Source organism: Ruminococcus sp. B05, from assembly GCF_003628495.1.
Classification (GTDB): domain Bacteria; phylum Bacillota; class Clostridia; order Lachnospirales; family Lachnospiraceae; genus Schaedlerella; species Schaedlerella hominis.
In genome coordinates this window covers 25,059-51,407 of the sequence record NZ_RBZR01000023.1, presented here as the reverse complement: position 1 = coordinate 51,407, position 26,349 = coordinate 25,059, and the positions used below count along the sequence as shown (strand labels likewise).

10 protein-coding genes and 2 pseudogenes are annotated in these 26,349 nt (G+C 42.7%); all 12 read left to right on the top strand.

Annotated features, from left to right (window positions below):
* Positions 1-616: 616 nt before the first annotated feature.
* Positions 617-901, top strand: a pseudogene (locus tag D8Q48_RS13910) (conjugal transfer protein TraE); the annotation flags it as partial.
* Between the two features lie 16 nt (positions 902-917).
* Entirely contained in the window at positions 918-1,028 is a 111-nt protein-coding gene (locus D8Q48_RS13905; RefSeq protein ID WP_008688066.1) for a hypothetical protein, read from the top strand.
* A 48-nt stretch (positions 1,029-1,076) separates the two neighbouring features.
* On the top strand, positions 1,077-3,848 hold the full coding sequence (locus D8Q48_RS13900) for a peptidoglycan DD-metalloendopeptidase family protein (RefSeq protein ID WP_347562305.1): 2,772 nt from the start codon (positions 1,077-1,079) through the stop codon (positions 3,846-3,848).
* A gap of 42 nt (positions 3,849-3,890) precedes the next feature.
* Positions 3,891-4,193 (top strand): DUF4315 family protein, encoded by a 303-nt coding sequence (locus D8Q48_RS13895; RefSeq protein ID WP_121056888.1) that lies wholly within the window; start codon positions 3,891-3,893, stop codon positions 4,191-4,193.
* Positions 4,147-5,577 (top strand): CD1107 family mobile element protein, encoded by a 1,431-nt coding sequence (locus tag D8Q48_RS13890; protein ID WP_330514744.1) that lies wholly within the window; start codon positions 4,147-4,149, stop codon positions 5,575-5,577. Before D8Q48_RS13895 ends, D8Q48_RS13890 begins: the two co-directional genes overlap by 47 nt.
* Positions 5,578-7,650: a DNA topoisomerase 3 gene (locus D8Q48_RS13885; RefSeq protein ID WP_121056886.1), complete on the top strand. Its 2,073-nt coding sequence runs from the start codon at positions 5,578-5,580 to the stop codon at positions 7,648-7,650.
* Positions 7,651-7,718: 68 nt separating this feature from the next.
* A complete protein-coding gene (locus D8Q48_RS13880; protein ID WP_121056884.1) occupies positions 7,719-14,003 on the top strand; it encodes a SpaA isopeptide-forming pilin-related protein in 6,285 nt (2,094 codons plus the stop codon).
* Positions 14,004-14,085: 82 nt separating this feature from the next.
* A complete protein-coding gene (locus D8Q48_RS17280) occupies positions 14,086-14,226 on the top strand; it encodes a hypothetical protein (RefSeq protein ID WP_005344203.1) in 141 nt (46 codons plus the stop codon).
* 6 nt (positions 14,227-14,232) lie between these two features.
* Positions 14,233-15,321: a DUF5688 family protein gene (locus D8Q48_RS13875; protein WP_121056882.1), complete on the top strand. Its 1,089-nt coding sequence runs from the start codon at positions 14,233-14,235 to the stop codon at positions 15,319-15,321.
* 68 nt (positions 15,322-15,389) lie between these two features.
* Positions 15,390-23,072, top strand: a pseudogene (locus tag D8Q48_RS13870) (DEAD/DEAH box helicase family protein).
* 80 nt (positions 23,073-23,152) lie between these two features.
* Positions 23,153-25,903, top strand: coding sequence for a YodL domain-containing protein (locus D8Q48_RS13865; protein WP_121056880.1), 2,751 nt, complete (start codon positions 23,153-23,155; stop codon positions 25,901-25,903).
* Between the two features lie 172 nt (positions 25,904-26,075).
* On the top strand, positions 26,076-26,246 hold the full coding sequence (locus D8Q48_RS13860; protein WP_008371604.1) for a helix-turn-helix domain-containing protein: 171 nt from the start codon (positions 26,076-26,078) through the stop codon (positions 26,244-26,246).
* Positions 26,247-26,349: the final 103 nt, after the last annotated feature.

Here is a 26,349-nt window from a genome sequence, read left to right as displayed (position 1 = left end):
AATCCGTATTGATGGAGCGCCGTGTGCGACGAAAGCCGCACGCACGGTGCGACGTGGGGGAAAATCCGTCCTGACTACCATATCGGGAGATATGGCAAAAGCGGCGGATTACCTATCACAATCAGGTATGGAACCGAGTGACTATCAATCGTTCCGCTCATAAATCTACCCGTTACTATGTGGATGAATTCCATCTTCTATTAAAAGAAGAGCAGACAGCAGCTTACAGTGTGGAAATTTGGAAGAGGTTCCGTAAATGGGGAGGTATTCCAACTGGTGAACTGGTTTGTTACTTGTTAGTCGCTTAAAGTGCAAACTATCGCCGTTCTGACTGAAACCGGCAAGTAAGTCAGAAGTATCAATGCGGAAAAAAACGGGAAAGGGGTAGCGACCTAATCCGAGTGGAAGGCTATTCATAATAGAATAGCCACACGCAACGCATAGAGCTTGAACCTGCATAAGCAGAATATAACAGCTCCAAGAGGCCGCATTGCCAGCCGGTACGATATAATCGTGGTAAAAAGATATGCTATGCTGAGCGTGAAATGACACGCTGATGAAAATGGGCGAAAGCCCCAGAGAGGTGGATAAAAAGCCGCCTGATAATAACAATCAGATAACACAGAATATCAAAGATTTATTGGCTTCCAGGGAAATCGAGAATATTTTTGAAAACTCTGATTTCATTTATATGCTCAACCAGGCTTCCGGAGACAGGCAGATTCTGGCAAAACAGCTGAATATCTCACCAACCCAGCTGTCCTATGTAACCAACAGTAATGAGGGGGAAGGACTTCTGTTCTATGGAAATGTCATTATCCCATTCGTAGACAGATTCCCGAAGAATTCCCTCTATAAAATCATGACAACCCGCTTGGAGGAAACTTCTGAAGCAGGGTAAATCAAAGGAGAAAACAATGTTACGAGCAATTTCATATGTATTAACTTTTAGTGGCGGTGCTGTTTTTGGCATCGCTTTTCTCTGCTTATTACAGGCAGGGAAAGGGTATCCGAAGAAGGAGGAGTAAGTAGTGGCAGAACAGAGAATGAAAGTCAGGGACAAGAAAGTCCAAAAGATGACCAAGGATGGTCTGGTGGAAGAAAACCTGACGGATAAATCTTCTGTTCGTGTCAGTAACCGTGCCAGTGATGTGCAGATGGGAGGAAAACAGGGGGAAAAAGAATTAAGCCTTGTGGATAAGTCTTCCCGCCAGTCTGAACGGAGTGGGAAAAATATTCGTCCCTCTGTGCAAAAATCCAGAGATGCACCGGAACTGATACGGACAGAGAAGCAAAGTGAGGATTTTGGACAAAATAGAAAGCAGCAAAACCGGAAAAGGATTCGTGCTGAAGTCGGAAAAGAATCCAGACTTGCAGAAAAATATGAATCCGGACAGTTAGGGAGACTGAAAGAAAAACGTGCTGATCTATCAGAAAACCGAGGAGACGGCCGGAGAAATCAGACCGGCGGCAGCAAAAAGCCAAAACAAAAACAGCGTTTGAAGTTTGCTTATGAGGAAACTGGTGCTTCTGTGAAAAATGACAAAAATATGGAGAAATTGAACCAGATGGATACGGATGGAGTCAATTTCCGCCATCAAAAAAAGAAGGAAAAAGCCAAAAAGTTTTCTTATGAGGAAGCCAAAAAGAAAAAGGAAGCTAAGCAGCATTCCAAGAAGGCACAGGTCTATCGGGCAAATGAAGGGGAAACTCCTGGAAAGAAGAAATCCCGCCTGAAGTTTGGCGAAGGGGAATCTGTAAAAACAGAAAAAGCTTCTGTTGTCAAGAAAGCAGGAAGTGCAACTTCCGCAGCATTGCATCGTGAGATCAGTAAAAATGAAGACGACAATGCGGCAGTGGAAGGTGCCCATAAGTTGGAAGAAGGCGGCGAAGGTATTTACCGGCTGGAACAGAGAAGTGCCAGACGCAGGAAACAGAGGGCATCCAGAAAGAGAAGCAGACTGGAGAGACAGAAAGAGAAACAGACACAGGCGGCAGCCCGTCAGGAGCAGAAGAAACTAAAAAAACAGATTCAGAAGCAACAGATCAAACGGGATTATGCCAAAGCGAAGCGAAGTGAACAGATAGTAGGAACAGCTGCAAAAGGTACGATTGATTATATTAAGAAGATTGGCGGCAAAGTCACTAACTTCTTTAAAGAAAACCGGAAGGTGTATATCAGTGTAGCAGTTCTGATCGGATTGATGTTTCTAATCATAACAAATATCACATCATGCTCTGCGGTGTTTTTACAAAATGTGATCACTTACACGGGAACCAGTTATCTGTCATCAGATCAGGCAATTAGGGAAGCAGAATTGTATTATACACAGCTGGAAGCTAATCTGCAGGAGCGGATCAACAACATGGAATCTGAAGAACCGGGACATGAGGAATATCGATATAACATCGGACCTATTGAGCATGATCCGTTTATCCTGATCAGTTATCTGTCAGCAAAGTATGAAGAGTTTACCTTTGAACAGGTCAAGCCGGAACTGGATGCTCTTTTTGCATTGCAGTATCAGTTAGAAACAGAAGCAGTCAATGAGACTGTGACAGAGACAGCAACTGTAAGAGTTGGAGAATCTTTGGGACAAGTAGTGACCAGTGGATATTGTAACTGTCCGATCTGTTGTGGTATTTGGAGCGGAGGACCGACTGCCAGTGGAGCATATCCAACAGCCAATCATACCTTAGCAGTAGATGCTTCCAATCCGTTTGTTCCAATGGGGACAAAGGTGGTAATGAATGGTGTCGAATATACGGTAGAAGATACCGGAGCTTTCGCAAGATACGGTGTACAGTTTGATGTCTATTATGACAGTCATGCGGCAGCATCTGCACATGGACATCAAACATGGGAATGTTATCTGGCAGATGATAATGGAAGCAATGAAGTGGAAGTGACCAGGACAAGAGATGTAGATGTGCTGAATGTCACCTTAAATAGTGGAAACCTGATGTCAATCTGTCAGGACAGGCTGGGATTTTTCCAGAAAGAACTGTTCAGTGCCTACAACGATACAAAAGGCAATTTACAGATGTTTGCAACACCGGTTGATTTTAACTGGTATTCCAGTGTGACCAGCTATTATGGATACAGGATTCATCCAATATCAGGAGCAAATCAGCTTCATAATGGTATGGATATTGGTGCACCGGAAGGAACAAAAGTGATGGCAGGACTGACTGGAACTGTTACGACTTCTGGTTATAATGACAGCTATGGAAATTACGTCATTATCAAAGACAGCAAAGGTTATGAGCTTCGCTATGCACACCTTAGCAGCCGGAGCGTATCTGCAGGAGCATCTGTTAGCAAAGGTGATGAAATTGGTCTGGTAGGAAACACTGGAAATTCGACAGGAAGCCATCTTCATATTGAACTGTTAAAAAATGGAGAACGGTTGAACCCGATCTTTTATCTGGAAACAGGAGAAGGTTCCAGTTTTGGCGGCAATGAATACACCAGTGAAGCGGCACAGCGATTACTAGAAGAAGCGGCAAAATATCTCGGAACACCGTATGTGTGGGGTGGATATTCCCCAAGTGGATTCGATTGTTCCGGATTTGTAAGCTACTGTCTGACAAACTCTGGTGTAAGGAATACAGGAAGACTAACAGCACAGGGACTGTACAACATTTGTACACCAGTATCCCAGTCGGAGGCACAGCCGGGAGATTTGATTTTCTTTACTGGAACTTACGACGCAGGGGAGCCGGTAACGCATATCGGAATCTATGTAGGCAATGGTCAGATGATCCATTGTGGACATCCGGTGCAGTATACGTCCATCAATTCCCCATACTGGCAGAGTCATTTCTATGGATTCGGACGATGGTAAGAAAAAAGGGCGGCTGCATCAGCCGTCCGGAAAGGAGAACCGATGAAAAGTCTTGAAAAAGCAACGGCAGATTATGAGAAAGCCAAGGAAAAAATGGAAGCCTCCAAAGCCAGATATGAAGCAGATTTAAAGCGGTTCAAGGCTGCGGAGATTGCAAAAACAGAAGCGGAAAATCTGGAAATTGTAAGAATTATCCGTGCAATGGATATGAGCATTCCGGAATTGGAAGCTTTCAAAAAGAGAATGAAAAATGAACTGCCCAGCAGGGTAGAAATACAGAAGGAGGAAACAAAAGCCGATGATGAATCTGGAAAAAATGAAACAGAAGAAGAGAACAATTACTAAAAGCAGGGTAAAAAAGAGCTTGCTTGCAGCAACGACATTTCTTTGCCTGACAACACCTTTGCTCCAGACACAGACTGCTTATGCAGCTGAGAATACTACACCTGCAATCACGATTGAGAAGCCGGATGGCTGGAAACAGGGAGAAACAACCATTGCTGTTACGGTAGATGCCAGCCATATGCCGGAAGGTTTCTCTATAGCAAAGATTGAAGCAAAAGCAGGAAAAGATGGAAGCTGGCAGGATGTAACAGGAAGTGGAAGTATCACGATCACTGGAAATCAGACAGTGTACGTGCGGGTGACTGATGGTGAGGGGAAGGTCTATGAGCAGAATCGCTCTATTAAGTGTTATGACACGGAAAAGCCGACACTCTCTGCTTCCCTGACAGATGGTGTGCTGACGATTCAGGGGAATGATACAGTATCCGGGATTACTGCAGTAACAGTCAATGGCACCACTTATACAGATCTGAAGGATGGAATGCTGAGAGTGCAACTGACACAGAAAGATTTTACAACAAAACAGATTGAAATCACGGTAACGGATGGTGCCGGAAATACTTCTGAGAAATATGTACTGCAGAATCCTTATTATGAATGGGCAAAGAAGCAGGCAGAGAAACAGAAAACCTCTAGTGACAGTAATGGCGTAATGGCAACTACGACCAGTGCAGATGAAACTGGGACTGAGAAAACAACGACTTCACCACTTCCGCAGGATGCACAGGCTTCTGAGCCAACAGATGCAAAAGGAACCGTGGATGATCGGACAGTGACAGGTATCGAGGAACAGCTTAATAAAGAAGGTGAGACAGCAGATTCTGTTACTAAAACAGCTACAGAAGGCACAAAAGAGTTTTATACCATTTCAACTAAGAGTGGTAAGATTTTCTATCTGATTATTGATAATTCAAAATCTCAGGATAATGTGTATTTCCTTACCGAAGTCAGTGAGAAAGATCTGATGAACTTCACGCTTTCTGATTCAGTGACACTTCCGGAAGTAGATACTGTTTATGCAGAACCAGAGAAAAAAGCAGAGGAAGAAAAGACGGAAACGACAGAGACAGCCGAGAAAGATAAGGTAGAGGATGATATTCAGATGCCTGAAGATAAAAGTCCATTTGGAACGTATCTTCTGATTGCACTGGTAGCAGTCGGAGCTGCGGCAGGAGGATATTACTTCAAAGTCTATAAACCGAAGCATGAATATGATGACGAGGATGAGATGGAAGAGGATGAAGAGGAATCCGAAGATTCAGAGTCTGAAAAGCGGGAAGTAGACGATGCAGATGAGCAGGAAGAAAGTACAGAACCGGAAATCCTGAGAGATGAAGATTTTGACGATAATGTGCTGGAAGATGAAGAAGAGGAGCAGGAGTAAATGAAATTAGTGATTGCAGAAAAGCCATCGGTTGCGATGGCACTGGCTTCCGTGCTTGGAGCCAGAACAAGAAAAGATGGCTACGTGGAGGGAAACGGTTATATCGTTTCCTGGTGCGTAGGACATCTGGTTGGATTATGTGATGCATCGGAATACGATGAAAAATATAAAAAATGGAGATATGAAGATCTGCCGATTGTGCCGGAATGTTGGAAACACAAGATTTTGGAGGGCACAAAAAAGCAGTTCGGAATCTTAAAGAAACTGATGAGAGATTCCAAAGTAGATGAAGTGATCTGTGCAACTGATGCAGGACGTGAAGGTGAGCTGATCTTCCGTCTGGTGTATGAGCAGGCAGGATGTAAAAAGCCGATGAAGCGACTCTGGATCTCTTCCATGGAAGAACAGGCAATTAAAGATGGATTTTCGTCATTAAAAGACGGTTCGTGTTATGACAGTCTCTATCAGTCAGCACTTTGCAGGGCAAAGGCAGACTGGCTGGTGGGAATCAATGCGAGCCGTCTTTTTTCCGTTCTGTATAACCAGAATCTGAAAGTTGGAAGAGTACAGACACCAACACTTGCCATGATTGTGGATCGAAATCAGAAGATCAAGGAATTTACCAAAGAAAAATATTATATGGCTCATATCAAGTTTGACGATATGGATGCGGTCACAGAGCATTTTCAGAAAAAAGAAGATGCAGATAAAGTGGCTGCGGACTGCCTGGAGCGGATGTGCGAAGTGGAGAAGGATGATGTGAAAGAGAAAACGGTCCGCCCTCCAAAACTCTATGATCTGACCACCCTGCAGAGGGAAGCTAACAGAATGTTTGGCTATACCGCACAGCAGACATTGGATGCTGTGCAGGAGATGTATGAGCAGAAGCTTGTCACTTATCCGAGAACAGACAGCCAGTATCTGACAGATGAGATGGGAGAAAGCACAGAAACTCTGATTCAGATGTTATTTGGGAAAATGCCTTATGCTGAAGGTCTGGAATATCAACTGGACGTGAGTAAGGTATTAAATTCAAAGAAAGTATCCGATCACCATGCGATTATCCCAACCATGGAAGTAGCCAAAGCAGATATTGGTGAACTGAAAGAACGAAGCCGCAAGATTTTGTATTTGATCAGTGCCAGGGTTCTGACAGCAACTGCAGAGCCTTATATTTATGAGAGTCATAAATGTCAGATTACCTGCAATTATCATACGTTTTATCTCAATGCAAAGAAAACAAAACAGGAAGGGTTCAAGACAATTGAGAAAAAACTGAAACAGTTCTTTGGAATCATTGCAGAAAAAGAAGAGCCGGAGTTGGATATCTGGGCAGGCAAGCATTATGGTCCCTGTGATTCTTTTGTATCGGAGCATTTTACACAGCCACCGAAACAGTACACAGAAGATACCCTGCTTTCTGCGATGGAACGTGCAGGGAATGAAGAGCTGACCGAAGATACAGAAAAGAAAGGACTTGGTACTCCTGCAACAAGGGCAGCAATCATTGAAAAACTGATTCAGTCTGGCTTTGTGAAAAGGGAAAAGAAAAATCTGGTGCCGACAGATGATGGGAATGTGCTGATTACGGTTCTACCGGATGAGATTAAATCTCCGAAGATGACCGCAGAGTGGGAAATGGCATTGAATCATATTGCCCAGAATACAGAGACAGCAGATGAATTCCTAAATGGGATTACAGAGCTGATGCAGGAACTGGTTGCCAGATATCAGGGGATTTCAGAAGAGAAGAAAAATCAGTTTCAGGGAAAGGCAAAAGGAGAAGTCATTGGCAAATGTCCCCGCTGTGGAGCAGATGTCAGGGAAGGGAAAGTAAACTTTTACTGTTCTGACCGGAACTGTGCTTTTACCTTATGGAAGAATGATAAATTTCTTGCAAGCCAAGGGAAAAAGATGGATAAGGCGACAGCAAAGAAGTTCCTGTCTAAAGGAAAAATCCATTATAAGGATCTGGTATCAAGAAAAACAGGGAGACAGTATGAAGCAACCGTGGAGATGGTCGATCCCGGTGAGGGAAATGTACAGTTCAATCTGATTTTTCCACAACGATAAGTAGTGTATTGCAGGCAGTCTAAGGACTGTCTGTTTTAATACAAATATATGAAAGAGAGGACCTTAGCATGAAGAAAAAAGGTAATTTTAGAAAAGTAGTATCTGGCTTGCTGGCAGGCATGACAATGCTTAGTACAGTGTTATCTCCGATGACAGCATATGCAGCGGAGATCCAGCCAGAGGAAAAACCGCCACTTTATGAGGAAGTGAAAGACCTTCTGGATGAAGATGAGGTAGTGACTGCCAAAGATTATGAAATGGAAGCTGGCAGTGTATTTGATGTGAAATCGGATTATACCGGACTGGAAATCAAGGATGATAACAAGGTAAAAGTCACATTTGAGGAAGCAAAGAATGACAAGGATGAGGATTTTACGACAGATCATGCGGACACTTACAAAGCGGTCTATTATGTGGAACCGGTAAATCAGGAGCATCCGAAGTACCAGATCAGCCGAAAACTGATTGTGCGTGAGAAAGCAACTGAAGCTCAGACAGAGGTGGCAGGGAGTGAAGCAGTGACCGAATCCGAAACAGCTGTAAGTGAGCAGCAGACAGAGGAAGCGGAGGATTCCGAAGCAGACTCGGAGGTTACCGATATTGACGCTGATGAATTTGATGATTTGGTAGAGCAGGCACAGAATCAGGATACCTATGATGAAGAATCAGGGTTAGAGCTTCATGATGTTTTGGAACAGGCAGGAGACGAAGGTGTGGATCTTGATTCTATGGAAGAAGGAGAGATTGCAACATTTGAAGCAGTTTCGGCTTATTCAGCAAGAAGTACACAGCAGGTAACAATCGAAAAAGGACCTCTGTATAGATATGCAGATTATAATCTTGGAACCTATCTGACAGAGCCGTACTATATCAGCTACGGAAGCGTCAGAGCAACTGCGTATTGTGTACAGCCAGCAAAACCTGGACCAGGATCCGGAAATTATACAATCACAAAGATTGGGGACAATCAGGCGTTAGCAAAAGTGTGTTATTACGGTACAGATGCCGCAGGGAGCGAAAGCTTTTTTGCGAATAAACACACGGATTTCTCAGAAGGAAAAAGATTCATCATTATTCACATGGCTGCATCTTATGCCAATGGAAGCAGTGATGCATTCTATGGAACAAATGCTACAGGCGAGGCTTTGGCAAAAGAGCTTTATAATTATTGTGTGAATAAGCCGGAAATACCAGATGTAGCGATGTCATTTTCAAAGCCGAATGTAAAGGCTTATGTAGATGGAAATGTTCAGAGAACGGAGAACATTCAGTTCAACGCATCTTCCCAGCAGAAAATCACAATGGACTTACCAAAGGGAGTAAAGCTCCATAATGTATCTACTGGAACCGTAAGTGCGACAGGTGCAAGCGTAACAATTGGAGGAGGAACCACGTTTTATCTCTCAGCTCCTCTGACACAGACAAGCGATGTAAGTGCTACTTTTTCTGCAAAAATGAAGGGAAGTATTACAAAAGATTATTCAGCATATAAATTGACTACGAATGCAAGTGTTCAGGATCTGGCATTTGTATTTGGAGAAGGTGTTGCTGATGAAAAATATGTAAGCTTAAAGGTGTCCTGGATTGAACAGGCTACGATCGAAATCGTAAAGAAAGACGATACAGCGGATGTCAATCTTGCAGGTGCAGTATTCGGCGTTTACAGCGATGAGGCTTGTACAAAGCTGATCACTCAGATGCCTGCAACAGATAAAAATGGAAAATCATCTGTTACGATTATCAAGACACAGGATACCGTTTATCTGAAAGAAATCACAGCACCACAGGGATATGTAGTAAATGCAACGGCAACAAATGTAAAACTGGTAGCAAGTAAGACCTCAGCTGTAACCGTGGAAAATAAGGAACAGCTGGCAGAGCTTACCATTTACAAAGAAGGACAGGTTCTTACCGGAGCAGATGTCAGTGAAAATGGAACGGTATTTCAGTATGAAAACCGCAGACAGAAAAATGCAGTGTATAACGTGTATGCCGGGGCAGATATCGTAACAACTTATGGCACAAAAATGTACAGCAAAGGTGACCTTGTAAAAGAAAACCTGACAACAGGTGAGAATGGTTCTGTCACACTGAAAAACCTGCATCTTGGAACCTACGTGGTAAAAGAAACAAAAGCACCGGACTCTTTCTATAACGGTAGCGAAGAAAAGTCAGTGACTCTAACTTATGCTGGTCAGAACAAAGAAGTTGTATTTGCAGATGTGACTTTTAACAACGAGAGACAGAAAGCAGATGTTTCCGTAGTAAAACAGGATAAAGACACCAAGAAACCACTGAAAGGCGGTATTTTTGCTCTGTATGCATCCGATGATATCAGAAATGCAGACGGAAGCGTTGTTGTGAAAGAAGGAACGCTGATTGAGAAAGTAACTACTGGCGCAGACGGAACTGCAAAATTCACAGTAGACCTGCCAATCGGATATTCCTATTCTGTAAAAGAAGATCAGGCGCCGGAAGGCTATGTAAGAAATACAGAAGATGTGTATACGTTCAAGTTTTCTTACACCAATGATAAAGAAGCAACCGTATCATTTGCCCATACCTTCAGCAATGACCGTGTGACAGCAAAGATCAATTTATTCAAAGTTGATAAAGAAACAGGAAAAGCAGTACCACAGGGAGATGCCACACTGAAAGGTGCAGTTTATGGTCTGTATGCCCGTGAAGATATCGTGCATCCGGATGGAGCAACTGGAACTATTTATAAAGCAGGAGAACAGGTAGCTTCTCTTACAACAGATGACAAAGGACAGTCTTCTGTAAATGGCTTATATCTTGGCAAATATTATATCAAAGAGATCACACCGCCGACCGGATACCTGGCAGATACTGAAGAGCATGATCTTGTGTGCAGTTATGAAGGAGATATGACAGCAGAAGTGAAAAGAGAGTGCACTTCCAGTGAGCAGGTCATCAAGCAGCCATTCCAGATCATCAAAGCAGCCAACAATGGAAAGACCGATGCAGATCTGTTATCCGGAGCTGGATTTACAGTTTATCTGAAATCTTCCCTTACAAAGAAAGCAGATGGAAGCTATGATTTTGATTCTGCCAAACCAGTAGTGAGTGGCGAAAATGGAGCTACTGAGATTTTCACAGATGAAAAAGGGTATGCCTGCAGTATTCCATTACCATTTGGAAGCTATATCGTGCGTGAGACAACAACACCGCACAACTACAAGCCGGTCGATGATTTTGAAGTGAATATCACAGAGCATCATCCAAATGAGCCACAGATCTGGCGAGTGCTTCTGGATGAAGAGTTTAAGGCAAAACTGAAAATCGTGAAAAAAGACGATGAAACAAAGAAATCCGTATTGATTGCAGGAACAGAATTTAAGGTATATGACCTGGACAACAAAAAGTATGTGGAACAGGTAACAACTTACCCAGTGACAACCACTCACAAGTCCTATTTTACGGACAGCCAGGGATATCTGATCATGCCGAAGAATCTGAAGATCGGACATTACCGGATTGAGGAAGTCAACGCACCGGAAGGGTACACAATTAACAAGAACTATGTAGAGATTGCGGTGGATGCAAACACAGCATATCAGATGGATTCTGAGAGCGGAGATGCCATTATTACGGTAGATTACGAGAACCATCCGGTAAAAGGAAAGCTGACGATTTATAAAAAAGGTGAGATGCTGACCGGATTAAAAAAGGATTTTGTTTATGAAGAAAGATACCTGAAAGGTGCATCATTTAATGTCTATGCAGCCGAAAATATCTTTACACCGGATTATCAGAAAGATGAAAACGGAAACAGGCAGCTGATCTATGCGAAGGATGCACTGGTAACAACTGTTACGACCGGGGAAGACGGAAAAGCAGTTGCAGAGAATCTGCCGCTTGGTTCGTACTATGTGGTAGAAAAGATTGCACCGGAAGGATTCGTTCTAAACCATGATAGATCAGAAGTCGCATTTGTCTATGCCGATCAGGATACACCTGTGATTGAACAGGAAGTGACTGTTGGCGATGACCGACAGAAAGTTGCAATCCAGGTAGAAAAACAGGATGCAGAGAATGGTGCAACCGTAGCAGGGGCTGTCTTTGGTATCTATAACAAAGAGGATATCAAGGCAGATGGAAAAGTGATTGTGAAAGCAGATACACTCTTACAGAAAATGACTTCTGATAATGATGGTCTTGCAGTATGTACGCTGGATCTGCCACTTGGACAGTATTATGTGAAAGAGTTAAAAGCACCGGCTGGATTTGTATCCTCTGATGAAGTGCTGAATCTGGATGCTTATTATCGGGGACAGGATGTGAAGACAGTAAAACTGAAAACTGTGAAAAAGAACCAGCCAACAACAGTTGAAATCACAAAATCTGATGTAACAACAGGTGTGGAACTGGATGGGGCAAAACTCACCGTTCTCGATAAAGAAGGAAATGTTGTGGATCAGTGGACTTCTGTAAAAGATCAGCCACATGTGATCAAACGACTGACAGTTGGTGAGGAATACACCCTTCGTGAGGAAATGGCACCTTATGGTTATTTGAAAGCAACGGATGTGAAGTTCACGCTGGAAGATACCGCAGAGATTCAGAAAGTAGAGATGAAAGATGAAGTTCCAACAGGACTTCTGATCATTAACAAAAATGGAGAGTTTTTGGATAAAGTGACACTTCTGGACAATGTAAAAGGTACTGTGGAGCATCTCTTTGAGTATGTAACCGGAAGCCTTTCAAATGTAACTTTCGATGTATTTGCTGCGGAAGATATCAAAGCGGCAGATGGTGTCAGCGAAGATTATTTCAAAGCAGATGAAAAAGTGGGAACCATTACTACGGATTCCAATGGTATTGCACAGATGGGAGATCTACCGGCTGGCAAGTACTATGTGAAGGAAGTAAAAACTGCCCATGGTTATATGCTGGACGGAGAGCCGAGATATGTTGATCTTTCCTACCGTGATCAGGACACACCAGTCATTACTTATGATGAGAAATGGCAGAATGCCCGTCAGAAAGTAAAGGTTACGGTTGTGAAGAAAGAAAAAGATACAGACCGTGTCCTTGCAGGTGGTGTCTTCGGTCTTTATACCAGTGAAGATATCAAAAATGTAAAGGGCGAGGTACTCCTTGAGAAAGACAGTCTGATCGAGCAGCGAGTAACGGATGAAAAAGGACAGATTACTTTTACGGCAGATCTTCCGGTAGATGGAAAATACTATGTGAAAGAAATCTTTGCGCCGGACGGATTTGTTACAACAGAAGAAGTACAGGAATTTACCTTTGAATATGCCGGAGAAGACCAGGCAGAAGTAAGCTACGACTTTACTTTTGAAAATCAGCCAACCACAGTGGAGCTGTCCAAAACAGACCTGACAACAGGTAAAGAACTTCCAGGTGCACACCTGAAAGTAACGGATTCAGATGGCAATACAGTAGATGAATGGACTTCTACGGAAGAATCCCATGTGATCAAAGAACTGGTTGTTGGTAAGAAATACACCATGACAGAGACAAAACCGGCAGATGGATATGTCACTGCAGAAAGTATTACTTTCACAGTAGAGAATACAGCAGAGGTTCAGAAGCATGAGATGAAAGATGATGTGACAAAAGTAGAGATCAGTAAGACTGATATCACAGGAGAAACTGAGATTCCAGGTGCGAAACTGACGATTCTCGATAAGGATGATCAGGTAGTAGAGAGCTGGACTTCCACAGAGGAAGCACACTATATCGAAAAACTGCCAATCGGTAAATATACCTTACGTGAAGAGCAGGCACCGAAAGGATATCTTCTGACAGCCGATGTGACATTTGAGGTGAAAGATAACGGAGAAATCCAGAAAGTGGCTATGAAAGATGATACTGCCAAGGGAAAAGTGATTCTCAATAAGACAGATAAATCATCAGGAGAACCGCTGAAAGGGGTAGAATTTGAACTCCGTGACAGCAAAGGAAAAGTTCTGGAAACCTTAAAGACAGATGCTGCCGGTCATGCAGAAAGCAAGCTGTATGAGATTGCCACATTTAAGAATGGCAAATATGATACCGCTATCAAGTATTATCTGGTGGAAACAAAAACACTGGATGGATACACACTGGATCAGACCAAGCATGAAGTGACATTTGCTTATGCGAATGACAGTATACCAGTCGTGGAAGTTACTTTCAATCTGACAAATGAGAAACCGGAAGTTCCAGAAACACCGAATACACCACAGTCCCATGAAGAGACAAAGGTATCAAATGCACCAAAAACAGGTGACAGCACGAATATTTGGCTGCCGATTCTGCTTCTGGTAATCTCCACAGGAGGTATGGCAGGACTTTATATCTGCAGAAAAAGGAAAAGCAAATAAGGAAACCAACGGTTATGATTGGGAGCTTCTATGTGAGGCTCCCTTTTTCATACAAAAAAATCACAGAAAGGAACAGAAAACTATGATGAAAGCAATGGAAAAAAGACAGGAAGCACGAAAAAACCAGGAGAAAACTTTAAAGAGAATGATGGCTTATCAGAAGAAAGCCGAGCAGATGGTCAGCAGAAAAAGAATGAACCATCACATGATCAGAAAGGGGTAAAAGCGTATGATGAACAGAAAAGAATTTTATGAATATGTCAAAGACAATGTAAAGGAGTATCTGCCAGAGTCTTACAAGGACGCAGAAATTAAACTTCAAGAAGTAGAAAAAAACAATGGGCTGAAGCTTACTGGCATTACAATTCCAAATGGAGATCAGAGAATCGTACCGACAGTCTATCTGGATTCTCTCTATCAGGAATATATCAATGGGAAAGATGTAGATTCTTGTGTTGGTGATGTAGCTGATATGCGTATTGAAGCACAGGGTAAAGCAGAATTTTTTGATATGGGAGTTCCGGACGTTTTTGATTATGAAAAAATGAAGGAAAAATTGCAGGTGAGAATCTGTGACAAGGAATGGAATACCGATCGTCTTGCTGATAAAGTAGTCACAGAACACGGAGATTTTGCAGCTTATTATGCAGTAAATCTGGAGGAAAATGGAGAAGGGATCAGCAGTATTCCGGTAACTGTTTCTCTGATGAACGAGTGGGGAGTATCTGCCGAACAGATTCAAGCGGATGCAATGACGGCAGACCGAAAACGTGGTGTCACACTTATGGATATGAATGAGATTATCAAATCTATGATTTTTGGTGAAGAACCAGAAAACCTGCTGAATGAAAAAATGGATATGGAAGCCATGGAAAACTCAATGTTCTGTCTGACAAACAAAGCTAAGATGAATGGAGCTTCCCTGTTACTGCAGGAAGACATCCGAAAACAGATTGGGGAATGCCTGGGAAGTGATTACTTTGTCATCCCATCTTCCATTCATGAAGTGCTGATTATCCCTGATAACGGAATTTTTCAGGTCCCGGAATTAAATGCGATGGTAAAAGAAGTCAATGAGACACAGGTAGAAAGAGAGGAACAGCTGTCAGATAAGGTTCAGTTCTGTGATGGAAAGACAGCAGTCATGGAAAATGCTGAACGTAGGGAAGCACGTCTGGAAAAAGAAAAAGCAGCTGAAAAAGCAGAAGTAAAAGGTGGAATCCACGGAAAGCTGGAGAAAGCCAAGGCAGAGATCAAGGCAAAAGAAGCAGAGAAAGTGCCGAAGAATAAGTCAAAAGATCTTGCCACAGCATTATAAAGAGAAGCAACGATGATTTTAAGGGGACTGTGCTAAGCAGTCCCTGATTTTATGAAAAGGAGTAGCACATGGCAAATAAATTATATGTAATGGAACAGCTGACGGAAGAGGTGGCAAAAGATGTAGCTGCCAGTCCGCAGGAATGGATGCGGTTCCTAAACACTGCATCCAGACTGTACAAATACACTTTTCCAGAACAGCTTTTAATTTATGCACAGCGGCCGGAAGCAACTGCCGTAGCATCCATGGAAATCTGGAATCAGAAGATGTACCGATGGATCAAAAAGGGATCTAAGGGGATTGCCTTGATTGACAATACTTCCGGACCGAAAACAAAACTTCGGTATGTATTTGATGTGCAGGACACTTATAAAGTGCGGAATCTTGGAAAGGATCCTCAGTTATGGAATTTTCCAGTAGAAGGAGAACATCTGGTGGCAGATTATCTGCAGGAGCAGTTATCACTGGAAGATACAGAAGGAGGACTTGCTGAAAGTCTGCATCAGGCAGCGAAGGAGAGTATGCAGGAATGGCTTCCAGATGCATTGGAAGAACTGAGACTGGATGTGACAGGGACATTTTTGGAAGAACTGGACGAACAGAATCAGGAAGTAGAATTCCGAGAACTGATGACCAATAGTGTCTGGTGTGTATTACTAAACAGGTGTGGACTGGATGTACAGGAATATCTGGATGCAGAGGATTTTCGGCATATAACGGACTTCAATCAGTTGAAAGTGTTAGGACATCTGGGAAGTGCAGTCAACGAGATCAGCAGACCAGTCCTGATGCAGATTGGACGATATGTTCTGAATGATCTGGAAAATGACCTGAAAACGGTTGCAAAAGAAAAAGAAGTAGCTTATAATGAGTTTAACACGTTAATTCGTGAAAGTAACACAGATAATACAGAAGATAGAGAAGAAAAAAAGGAGGAAACAGACTATGAGAGAGATCAGTTACAGCCAGAACGGAGAGTATCAGATTCCAGATATCAGCCTGGAAGAGACGAGAGGAACGATCGGGAAATATGGAATGATGAGGAAAGAGTATCTGAGAAACCACAAGGTAGCCAGGTTCAATATTCTGACACTGCAGAACCGTCTGGACAGTCATCTGATGGAGATCGACAGTCAGGCAAGGCAGAGAGTAGACAACCTGATGAACGAACTTCTGGAGAAAGATCCGGCACCGGACAAGATGGCAGACGGGATGGCATGGACCAGACACATGAACCAGATCAAGGCACAGGCAGAGGAACTGGTAATTCGGGAGATTATTTACAGTTAAGCCTGTTCCCAACAGAAGAGGAACAGTTAGGAGAAATAAGGAAAGCGGCAGCTGCATTAGAACAGCCAGCCGCTTTTCTTATTTCGGATGAAGTGGTAGACGATATTCTCAGAACAGGAAGCGGACAGAAAAATACACTGTTTCACATTACTGCAAGATTGATCGAAGGTCTGGATAATGAAGAAATGCAAAGCTTCCTGAAAGAGGAATATGGCACTGGAGGAAAAGGATTTACCATAGATGGGCAGAAAATCAGTATCTGGTACGACAACGATGGTATCCGTATCCGACGAGGCGACTCAGCAAGAAGAAATTTTGACCGTATCGTTACGTGGGAAGAAGCTGCTGACAGGATCCAGGATATGTATGAGGAAGGAAATTATGTTGATAATCTTATCTCCAATAATGCTATCGAGCAGGAACAGAAAGAAATGACAGATCTTCTGGCACTCCATTTCCGTGATACGAGCAGAAACAGAGAAGAACGGTTGTCCTATTCTGACTGGCAGGATGTAGTGGGGGCGGCTTGGATAGATCCGGAAGAAGCAGCTGCGACAGCCTATCGTTTTGAATGGCTTCAGGAAGATATGGAAAAGAATCCAGAAGATTACCATCGTTGGGAAATCCAGCATAATCCGGAATATTTCCAGCGCTATAAAGATCTCCAGAGGGAGCGTTCCTGGGTGGATCAGCAATTCAAGGTAGAGCGACCGGCACTATCCTTTATCACACAGGATGAAATTGACGCAGTGTTAAGAAGAGGCGGCATTACTGCAGGAGGACGTAACCGAATCTATGAGTATTTCATGGAACATCATGATATGAAAGATGCAGCTGAGTTCCTGAAAAATGAGTATGGAACAGGTGGTTCTTCACCCGGAATACTAGGAGCAGATGCTTCCGACGCATCCCATGATGCAAAAGGATTAAAACTTGCGAAAGGAAAGATTGGCAGTCCAGAAGTAGAAATTCTATTAAAATGGAATAAGGTTGCAGAACGTGTCCGTCAGCTGATCCGCACCGATGATTTCTTATCACCGGAAGAATTGGAAAAGTATGAAGAGCGGCAGGAAGCACAGAGACTGGCAGATTTGGAAGAAGCACAGCAGATGTTAGGAGAACAGCTGGAGCAGGATACTTTGACAGCGGAAGATATAACTGATTTGAGATTAGTTGATTCAGAATATATGTCCGGTACCAGAACAAGAATCCATGATTTTGATTGCAAAGTTAAGGGAGAAGTGAATCGACTTCAATACACATTAGAATATCATGATGATGGAGAAGGTTTCACGATTCATACGGAAAAAGATGATATTTGGAATCGAATGTCAACACAAGAATTGGAACGTCTGGATGTAAAACTCGGACAAGAAGTACTTTATTATCATTATCACAACAAAACTGTAAATGCGGATACCTTAGATGAATTACGGGAAATCAGGGAAGAAATTATGGAGGAAGAGTCCTCGTATTTTACTGCTATTTCTCAACGTGTGTGGACAGATTATGATAAAAAAGAAAAAGAATTATCGGGAGAAGCTGAGGTATCGGAAGAAAAAGAATCTTTGGAAGAGATTAACGGAATAGCAGAACCGATTCAAGCAACGAACTTCCGTATCACAGATGATGAACTTGGACAGGGAACACCGAAGGAGAAATTCCGAGCCAATATCATGGCTATCCAGTTGTTAAAGAAATGTGAGGATGAGAACCGCAATGCGACATCAGAGGAACAGAAAATCTTATCCAGGTACGTCGGCTGGGGAGGTCTTGCAGATGCATTTGATGAGACAAAAGCTGCATGGGAGACAGAATATCTGGAATTAAAGACGGTTCTTACACCAGAGGAATATGCTGCAGCCAGAGCTTCCACGTTAAATGCTCATTATACACAGCCGATTGTGATTGAAAGTATGTATCAGGTGTTGGAGAATCTGGGATTTACAAAAGGAAATATCCTGGAGCCGTCTATGGGAGTCGGGAACTTCTTTGGAATGCTTCCAGAAAATCTAAATCAGTCCAAACTCTATGGTGTGGAACTGGACAGTATCAGCGGTAGAATTGCAAAGCTACTCTATCCAGATGCCAATATTCAGATCAAAGGTTTTGAGAAGACAGATTATCCTAATGATTTTTTTGATGTGGCGATTGGAAATGTGCCATTTGGTGCATACAAGGTCAATGACCGTCAGTATGATCGCTACAATTTCATGATCCATGATTACTTTCTCGCCAAGACGATAGATCAGTTACGTCCAGGTGGTGTGGCGGCACTGATCACAACAAAGGGAACTATGGATAAGGCGTCACCGGAAGTCCGGAAATATCTGGCAGAGCGGGCAGATCTGTTGGGAGCAATCCGACTGCCGAACACAGCTTTTAAGGCAAATGCGGGAACAGAAGTCAGTGCTGATATCTTGTTTTTCCAAAAGAGGGAAAGCCTTACGAAAGAAATGCCGGAATGGATAAATCTGGATAGTGATGTCAATGGCATTACAGTCAATCAGTATTTTGTTCAGCATCCGGAAATGATTCTGGGTGAGATGAAAGAAGAGTCCGGTCCGTATGGTATGGAAACAACATGTGCTCCAATGGAAGGAGCTGATTTGGAATTACAGTTACAAGAAGCTGTAAAACACATCAAGGGAAGCATGGCACCGGCAGTAGATGTGGAGACAGAACTGGATGAGATGCCAGAGAGTATTCCAGCAGATCCAAATGTGCGAAATTACAGTTATACGGTGGTAGATGATCAGGTATATTACCGTGTCAACTCTTTGATGAATCAGGTGAAAATGCCTGCCGCTACTGCAGAACGTGTAAAAGGGATGGTTGCAATCCGTGATACTGTCCGAGAGCTGATCGCTTTGCAGATGGAGGAAAACGTCACAGATGAAGAAATCCAGAAACAGCAGGAAAAACTGAATTAGGTATATGATACCTACACGGTAAAGTATGGAGTCATTGGAAGTAATGCCAACAAACGGGCGTTTTCTGATGACTCTTCTTATTGCCTATTGTGTTCTCTGGAAGATCTGAACGAAGATGGAACATTGAAGCGAAAAGCAGATATGTTTACAAAACGAACCATCAAAAAGGCAGTAGCAGTAACCAGCGTAGAAACAGCGACAGAAGCGTTAGCATTATCTTTGAATGAAAGAGCAAAGGTGGATCTGACCTATATGGCACAGCTGACTGGAAAGACAGAAGAAAAAATCACGGAGGAACTGGTTGGAGTTATCTTTAAGAATCCACTGACAGACCAGTGGGAGAGTGGAGATGAGTATTTATCTGGAAATGTCAGGGATAAATTAAACACTGCGAGAACCTTTGCCGAGAGTCACCCGGAATTTACACCGAATGTCCGTGCATTGGAGGCGGTTCAGCCGAGAGATCTGGAAGCATCTGAGATTGAGGTACGTGTTGGAGCCACATGGATTGAACCTTCGGATTATCAGGATTTTATGGTAGAACTGCTTCATACGCCATGGTATCTTGCACAGAAGGAAATACAGGTAAAATTCTCTGAGGTAAATGGTGAGTGGAGGATTACAGGAAAGAATGCCGACAGTCCAAGAAATGCGTTTGCCTATGCAACGTATGGAACTGAGAGAGCAAATGCCTATAAGATTCTGGAAGATACCCTGAACCTGAAAGATGTACGCATCTATGATAAGAGTGTCAATGAGAATGGTGATGAAATCCGTGTCCTCAATAAGAAAGAAACCATGCTGGCATCGCAGAAGCAGGATGCCATGAAAGCAGCATTTAAAGACTGGATTTTTAAAGATCAGCAGAGGCGTGAACGACTGGTAAAGGTGTACAATGAACGATTTAATAGCATCCGTCCCCGTGAATATGATGGCAGTCATTTGACTTTCCCAGGAATGAATCCGGAAATAGAACTTCGTCCGCACCAGAAAAATGCAGTTGCACACCAGCTTTACGGAGACAATGTGCTTCTGGCACATGTAGTAGGAGCTGGGAAGACCTACGAAATGGTAGCGGCGGCAATGGAAAGTAAAAGACTGGGATTATCACAGAAGAATCTCTTTGTCGTGCCAAACCATTTGACGGAGCAGTGGGGTGCAGAATTCCTACAGTTATATCCGGGAGCCAATATCCTGGTTGCAACCAAGAAAGATTTTGAACCAGCAAACCGAAAAAAATTCTGTGCCAGAATTGCTATGGGGAATTATGATGCCATTATCATTGGACATTCCCAGTTTGAGCGTATTCCAATCTCTGATGAGAGGCAGGAAGCTATGCTGCGGAAGCAGATTGATGATCTGGAAATGGCAATCCAGAGTGCAAGGTATGAACAGGACGGTGGGCGTTATACCGTCAAACAGATTGAAAAGACCAGAAAGACACTGCAGACAAGGCTGGAAAAACTGAATCAGAAAGAGAAGAAAGATCAGGTAGTTACGTTTGAAGAACTGGGCGTGGATCATTTGTATGTAGATGAAGCACACAGCTATAAAAATGCGTTTCTTTATACAAAAATGAGAAATGTAGCCGGGATTGCACAGAACGAAGCACAGAAGTCGGCAGATATGTTCAATAAATGTCAGTATCTGGATGAGATTACCAGAGGAAAAGGCATTACCTTTGCTACGGGCACACCGATCAGCAACAGCATGACGGAATTATATGTTATGCAGCGGTATCTGCAGAACAGCAAACTGCAGAATATGGGACTTGGATTGTTTGATTCTTGGGCTTCCACTTTTGGAGAAGTTGTCACGAGCATCGAACTTGCACCGGAAGGGACAGGGTATCGTGCAAAATCCAGGTTTGCTCGATTCTATAATATCCCGGAACTGATGAATATGTTTAAGGAGATTGCAGATATCAAGACTTCCGATCAATTAAAGCTTCCAGTGCCGGAAGCGGAATATGAAACAGTGGTGTTAAAACCAACGGAACAGCAGAAAGAAATCGTAGAAAGTCTGGGAGAACGTGCAGAAGTTGTCAGAAACGGAAGGGTAGATGCCTCGGTCGATAATATGCTAAAAATCACCAATGACGGAAGAAAGTTAGCATTGGACCAGCGTTTGGTGAATGAATTATTGCCAGATAATCCAGAAAGTAAAATATCAGTTTGTGCAGAGAAAAGCTATGAAATATGGAAAGACACAGCAGCACAGAAATCCGCACAGTTGATTTTCTGTGATTTGAGCACACCAAAAGGTGATGGCAGTTTCAATGTTTATGATGACTTGAAGCAAAAACTGATGGAGAAAGGTGTACCGGAAAAAGAGATTGCTTTTATTCATGATGCAAATACAGAAGCAAAGAAGACGGAGCTGTTTGGAAAAGTGAAATCCGGGCAGGTTCGTTTTTTGATTGGTTCAACAGCAAAGATGGGTGCAGGAACCAATGTGCAGGATCGTTTGATTGCCCTGCATCATCTGGATATTGGTTGGAAACCATCTGACTTGGAACAGAGGGAAGGACGTATTATCCGTCAGGGAAACCATAATAAAAAGGTTCATATCTTCCGGTATGTAACAGAATCCACTTTCGACAGTTATATGTGGCAGTTGATCGAGAACAAGCAGAAATTCATTTCCCAGATTATGACGAGCAAAGCACCGGTCAGAAGTTGTGAAGATGTGGACGAAGCGGCGCTGTCCTATGCAGAGGTCAAAGCACTTGCAACCGGAAATCCGGCAGTAAAAGAGAAGATGGCATTAGATGTGGATGTGGCAAAATTAAAGCTTTTAAAAGCTAATCACATGAATAACCAGTACCGCCTGGAAGATGACATTGCAAGGAATTTTCCGCAACAGATTGCAAAACTGACGGAGATTATTGCCAGCTACAAGGCAGATATCGCTCATTTTTCTGAGCATAAAATCACAGATCCAGAGCAGTTTTCTATGGAAATCAGTGGCAAAGTGTTCACAGAAAAGAAAGAGGCAGGTATGGCACTTCTGGCGGTCTGCAAAGACATTAAGTCTGTAGATGCAGCTATGGACATTGGAAGTTATCAGGGATTTAACATGAGAATCCAATTCGACAGCTGGAGCAAAGAGTTTATCCTGTCTGTAAAGCATGAATCGGTAGCTAAAGTTCGGTTGGGAGCCGATGCCCTGGGAAATATCACTCGTATCAATAATCTTTTAGAAAGTTATCCGGAGAAACTGGCAGAAGCAGAACAACGGCTGGAAACGGTACAGGAGCAGATGGCAAATGCCAAAGAGGAAGTCGGGAAGCCATTTCCAAAAGAAGAGGAGTTGAACCAGAAACTGGAGCGACTGTCAGAGTTAAATGCACTTCTCAATATGGATGAGCGGGAAGATACAGAAACAGAGCAGTCGGAATCAAAAGAGAAAGAAGAAAGACCGGCACGAGGTTCTATCCATGAGAAACTGCAGATTTATAAAGAAAAGAGTCAACGGGAAAGTGAAACTGGCAAGGAAACCAGAAAACGGGACTTCGGTTTGGAATAAGTAAACAGGAAAGATGGCATAATTTGGTAGAAGAAGGTTCTGCCGGTTATGCCATTTTTTAGAACACAGGAGGAATTTGAATGGCGAGAAATATGATATCAGGAAAAGAAACGCAGAAAATGCAGGAATATACGCAGGAACAGATAGACCGTGCAGAACACATGGAAATAGAGATTCCAGCGGATGTAAAGGAACAGATTTTTGAATATGCAAATCTGATTGGCGAGGAAGAGAAAGTAAGGACGTTGGTAAGAAATCTGACAGATGCAATCAATCAGGCAGATGAAGATAAAGTAGAGGAACTTCTGGATGATGCAAAAATGGATATTCAGGACCTACCAGATCCAACCATAGGTAAGCTGGAATTACGTGATTATGGATATACAGCAGAAGACATGGTGCCGCTCAGAAAAGAAGCAGCTTTGGATTATCACAGAATGGGTTCTAAGATTTATTGCCTGGGCAGCGATGGCGGTAAGGGAGAGTATGCAAGTAAAGAAATGATACAGGCACACGAAGGGCTGTTTGGCATGGAATTACAGATGTGGGAACGGATAAGGGATCAGGATCTGGATTATGCAGATGAAGATTTTGGAGCATTTCAGGAGCCTATGAGTGTCATTGATCAGGAAGAAGCACTGAAATTATACGATGCCGGAGCAGATATCTATCTGATCACTAATTTTTCGTCACCGATCTATGTCACGGAACGCATGGAAATTGAACGAGGACCGGAGCATTATCAGATGTCCATGGCAGAACTGGAGCGTTTCCGTAACCTGGAATGGGAAATGCAGAAATATCCACAGATTCAGTCTTTGAAAGAGGCAAACCTGTTGTTAGGAACTAGGCGAACCTTTGGTATTTATCAGATCAAGGATGATTCACCGGGCGAAAACTATGCATTTATGAATATGCGCTTTATTGAAAGTCATGGTATGCAGATAAAAAAAGAAGATTATAAGCTGGTCTATGTTGGAGACTTATCGGGAAATATGTCACTGGAAGATATTTTTGAAAGGTTCAACATTGACAGACCGGAAGACTTCCGAGGACATTCCCTGTCTGTCAGTGATATCGTAGTTCTGAATGACGGGGAAAAAGTAACAGCTCATTTTGTAGACAGTATCAGTTTTGAACAACTGGATTCTTTCCTGAATCTGGAAGAACAGGTTCTTAGTGAACTGGCATATGAGGTAGGAGAACGTTACTTTGCTATTCAGAGAACAGAAGAAGGATACGATTATTCCTTTTACGATGAAGATTTCCGTCTGATGGATGGTGGCGTCTATGAAAATGATGAAATTTCTATTAAAGAAGCGGCAGAGGAACTTCTGGAAGACGAAGGCTGGACTGGAGAACGCATCCGTGGAGATTATGATCAGCTGATGGAAAAAGTAGAAGAAATGGATGAGGTTGTAATGGCGGAGATTCAGAACAGCCAGGGAGAATATAAGCCGTTGGCAAAGGTGGAGGAACTGGAAGAGGTGAATTATAACATGATTGATAATGTCCTCAATAATATGCCGCCGAAGAAAGAACCGTATCTGGAATACTTTGCGGCAGAATGCGATGAGTTCCATGATATGGGAGCTTATGAAAAAAGTACCGATGTTAATCAGATAGCTGCAGTCTATGAAAAATATAGGGAGAATCCAGAAACAGCTTATCTCGGATGCTCAATGGGAATTATCTATCGTGATCCGGAAGACAGTTACTATGATGAAGCCGAATTTGCAATCGTAAAAGGAAATACCGTATTTGGGAATCTGATGGATGATGTTCGGTTTTATGAGGAGCTTGCACTGGTACGGGAAGGAATTGAGAAAATTCATGAAGCATTGCCGGACTACAAGTATGTACCGATGCGAGATGTTCGAGAAGCAATGTATCCAGAGAAGATGACCACAGAACAGCTGGCAGAGGCATTGGATGAGATTGCAGAAGCTTTTGATCCGTATGAGTATCGAGATAATGTGGAGCCGGGAGAAAATACGGTACAAGAGGTGATGTTGGATTTGCAGAGTGGCAATACACATTCTTATATTTCTTATCTGAAGGATATTGTGGACGAAGAATGCGACCTGTCTGTTCGTGCAGGTGTATTGATGGAAAGACTGAAAGCCTATAAACCGGAGCTTTCAAAAGATATGGAGCCGATGGTGTATGTGAATTATTGTGAGAAAAGTGAGTTGGGGAGTCCAAGATGTCAAAAGTTATCTGATCTGGATTCCAAAACCGTAGAACAGGACAAAGCCTGGTATGCTGACCGTGATCCAAACACCAACGAACCAAAAACGACAGCACAGATGTTTTTTACAGTATATTATGCTGAGAAGGGTGATAAGATGCTGCACCATTTTCAAGGTAAGATAGAGATTGGTACCGGAAACGGTGGTATCATCAGTCAGTTAAAGATGCAGAATGAAATGAAATTGACAGATGAAAGCTGGATTAGTTATCAGCAAGGAAAAGGTAATGAAGAGTATCAGAAGTATATGGAAGATCTGACGGATATGCAGAATCATGTTCTGCCGTATTTGCAGAGTTTTTGCAGTCTGGAAGAAAAAGGTGTGAAGGAGAGACGAGAACAGCAGGTGACAGAGAAAAATGAGAGCAGAGAAGCTGTGTCAAGAGCAGGCGTTGAAGCAAATACAGCAGTTAAGGACGCAGGGAAAGCTGAAAGAAAGCCAGTAGCACAAAAGAGAGCAATGACGGGAAAAGAGAAGAAACCATCAATCCATGAACGATTGGAAATCAATAAGAAAATTATCCAGGAAAAGCAGGGAAAAGATAAGCTGGAGAGAGGGGCTGATTTGGGTGTAAGATAAACAATAAAGCCTGGTAGATGATTTTAAAAGATTATTTACCAGGTGTTTTTGTGAAAATCTTAGAAAACAATAACAAATCAAACAACCTAGAAGAAAACTTAATTTTGGTTGAAACTATTCCGATAAAAGAATATACTTATAATAGGCTTGTTGTATCATTTGGAGGAAAATTATGGATTATATAACAACGATCGAAATGTCAAAAATATGGGGAATTTCATCTAGAAGAATTTCTCTTTTATGTAGCCAGGGAAGAGTGCCTGGAGCAGAGAAAAAGGGAAAGACTTGGCTAATACCAAAAGATGCGGTAAAGCCAACAGATCCTCGAAAGAAAAACAGATGACGTATTGGAGGTTATAATGCTTATGGGAAGACCAGAAGATTCCAGAGTGAAGATTCCAGCGCTTGTGCACTTCACAAGACTTGGATATACCTATATGTCAATT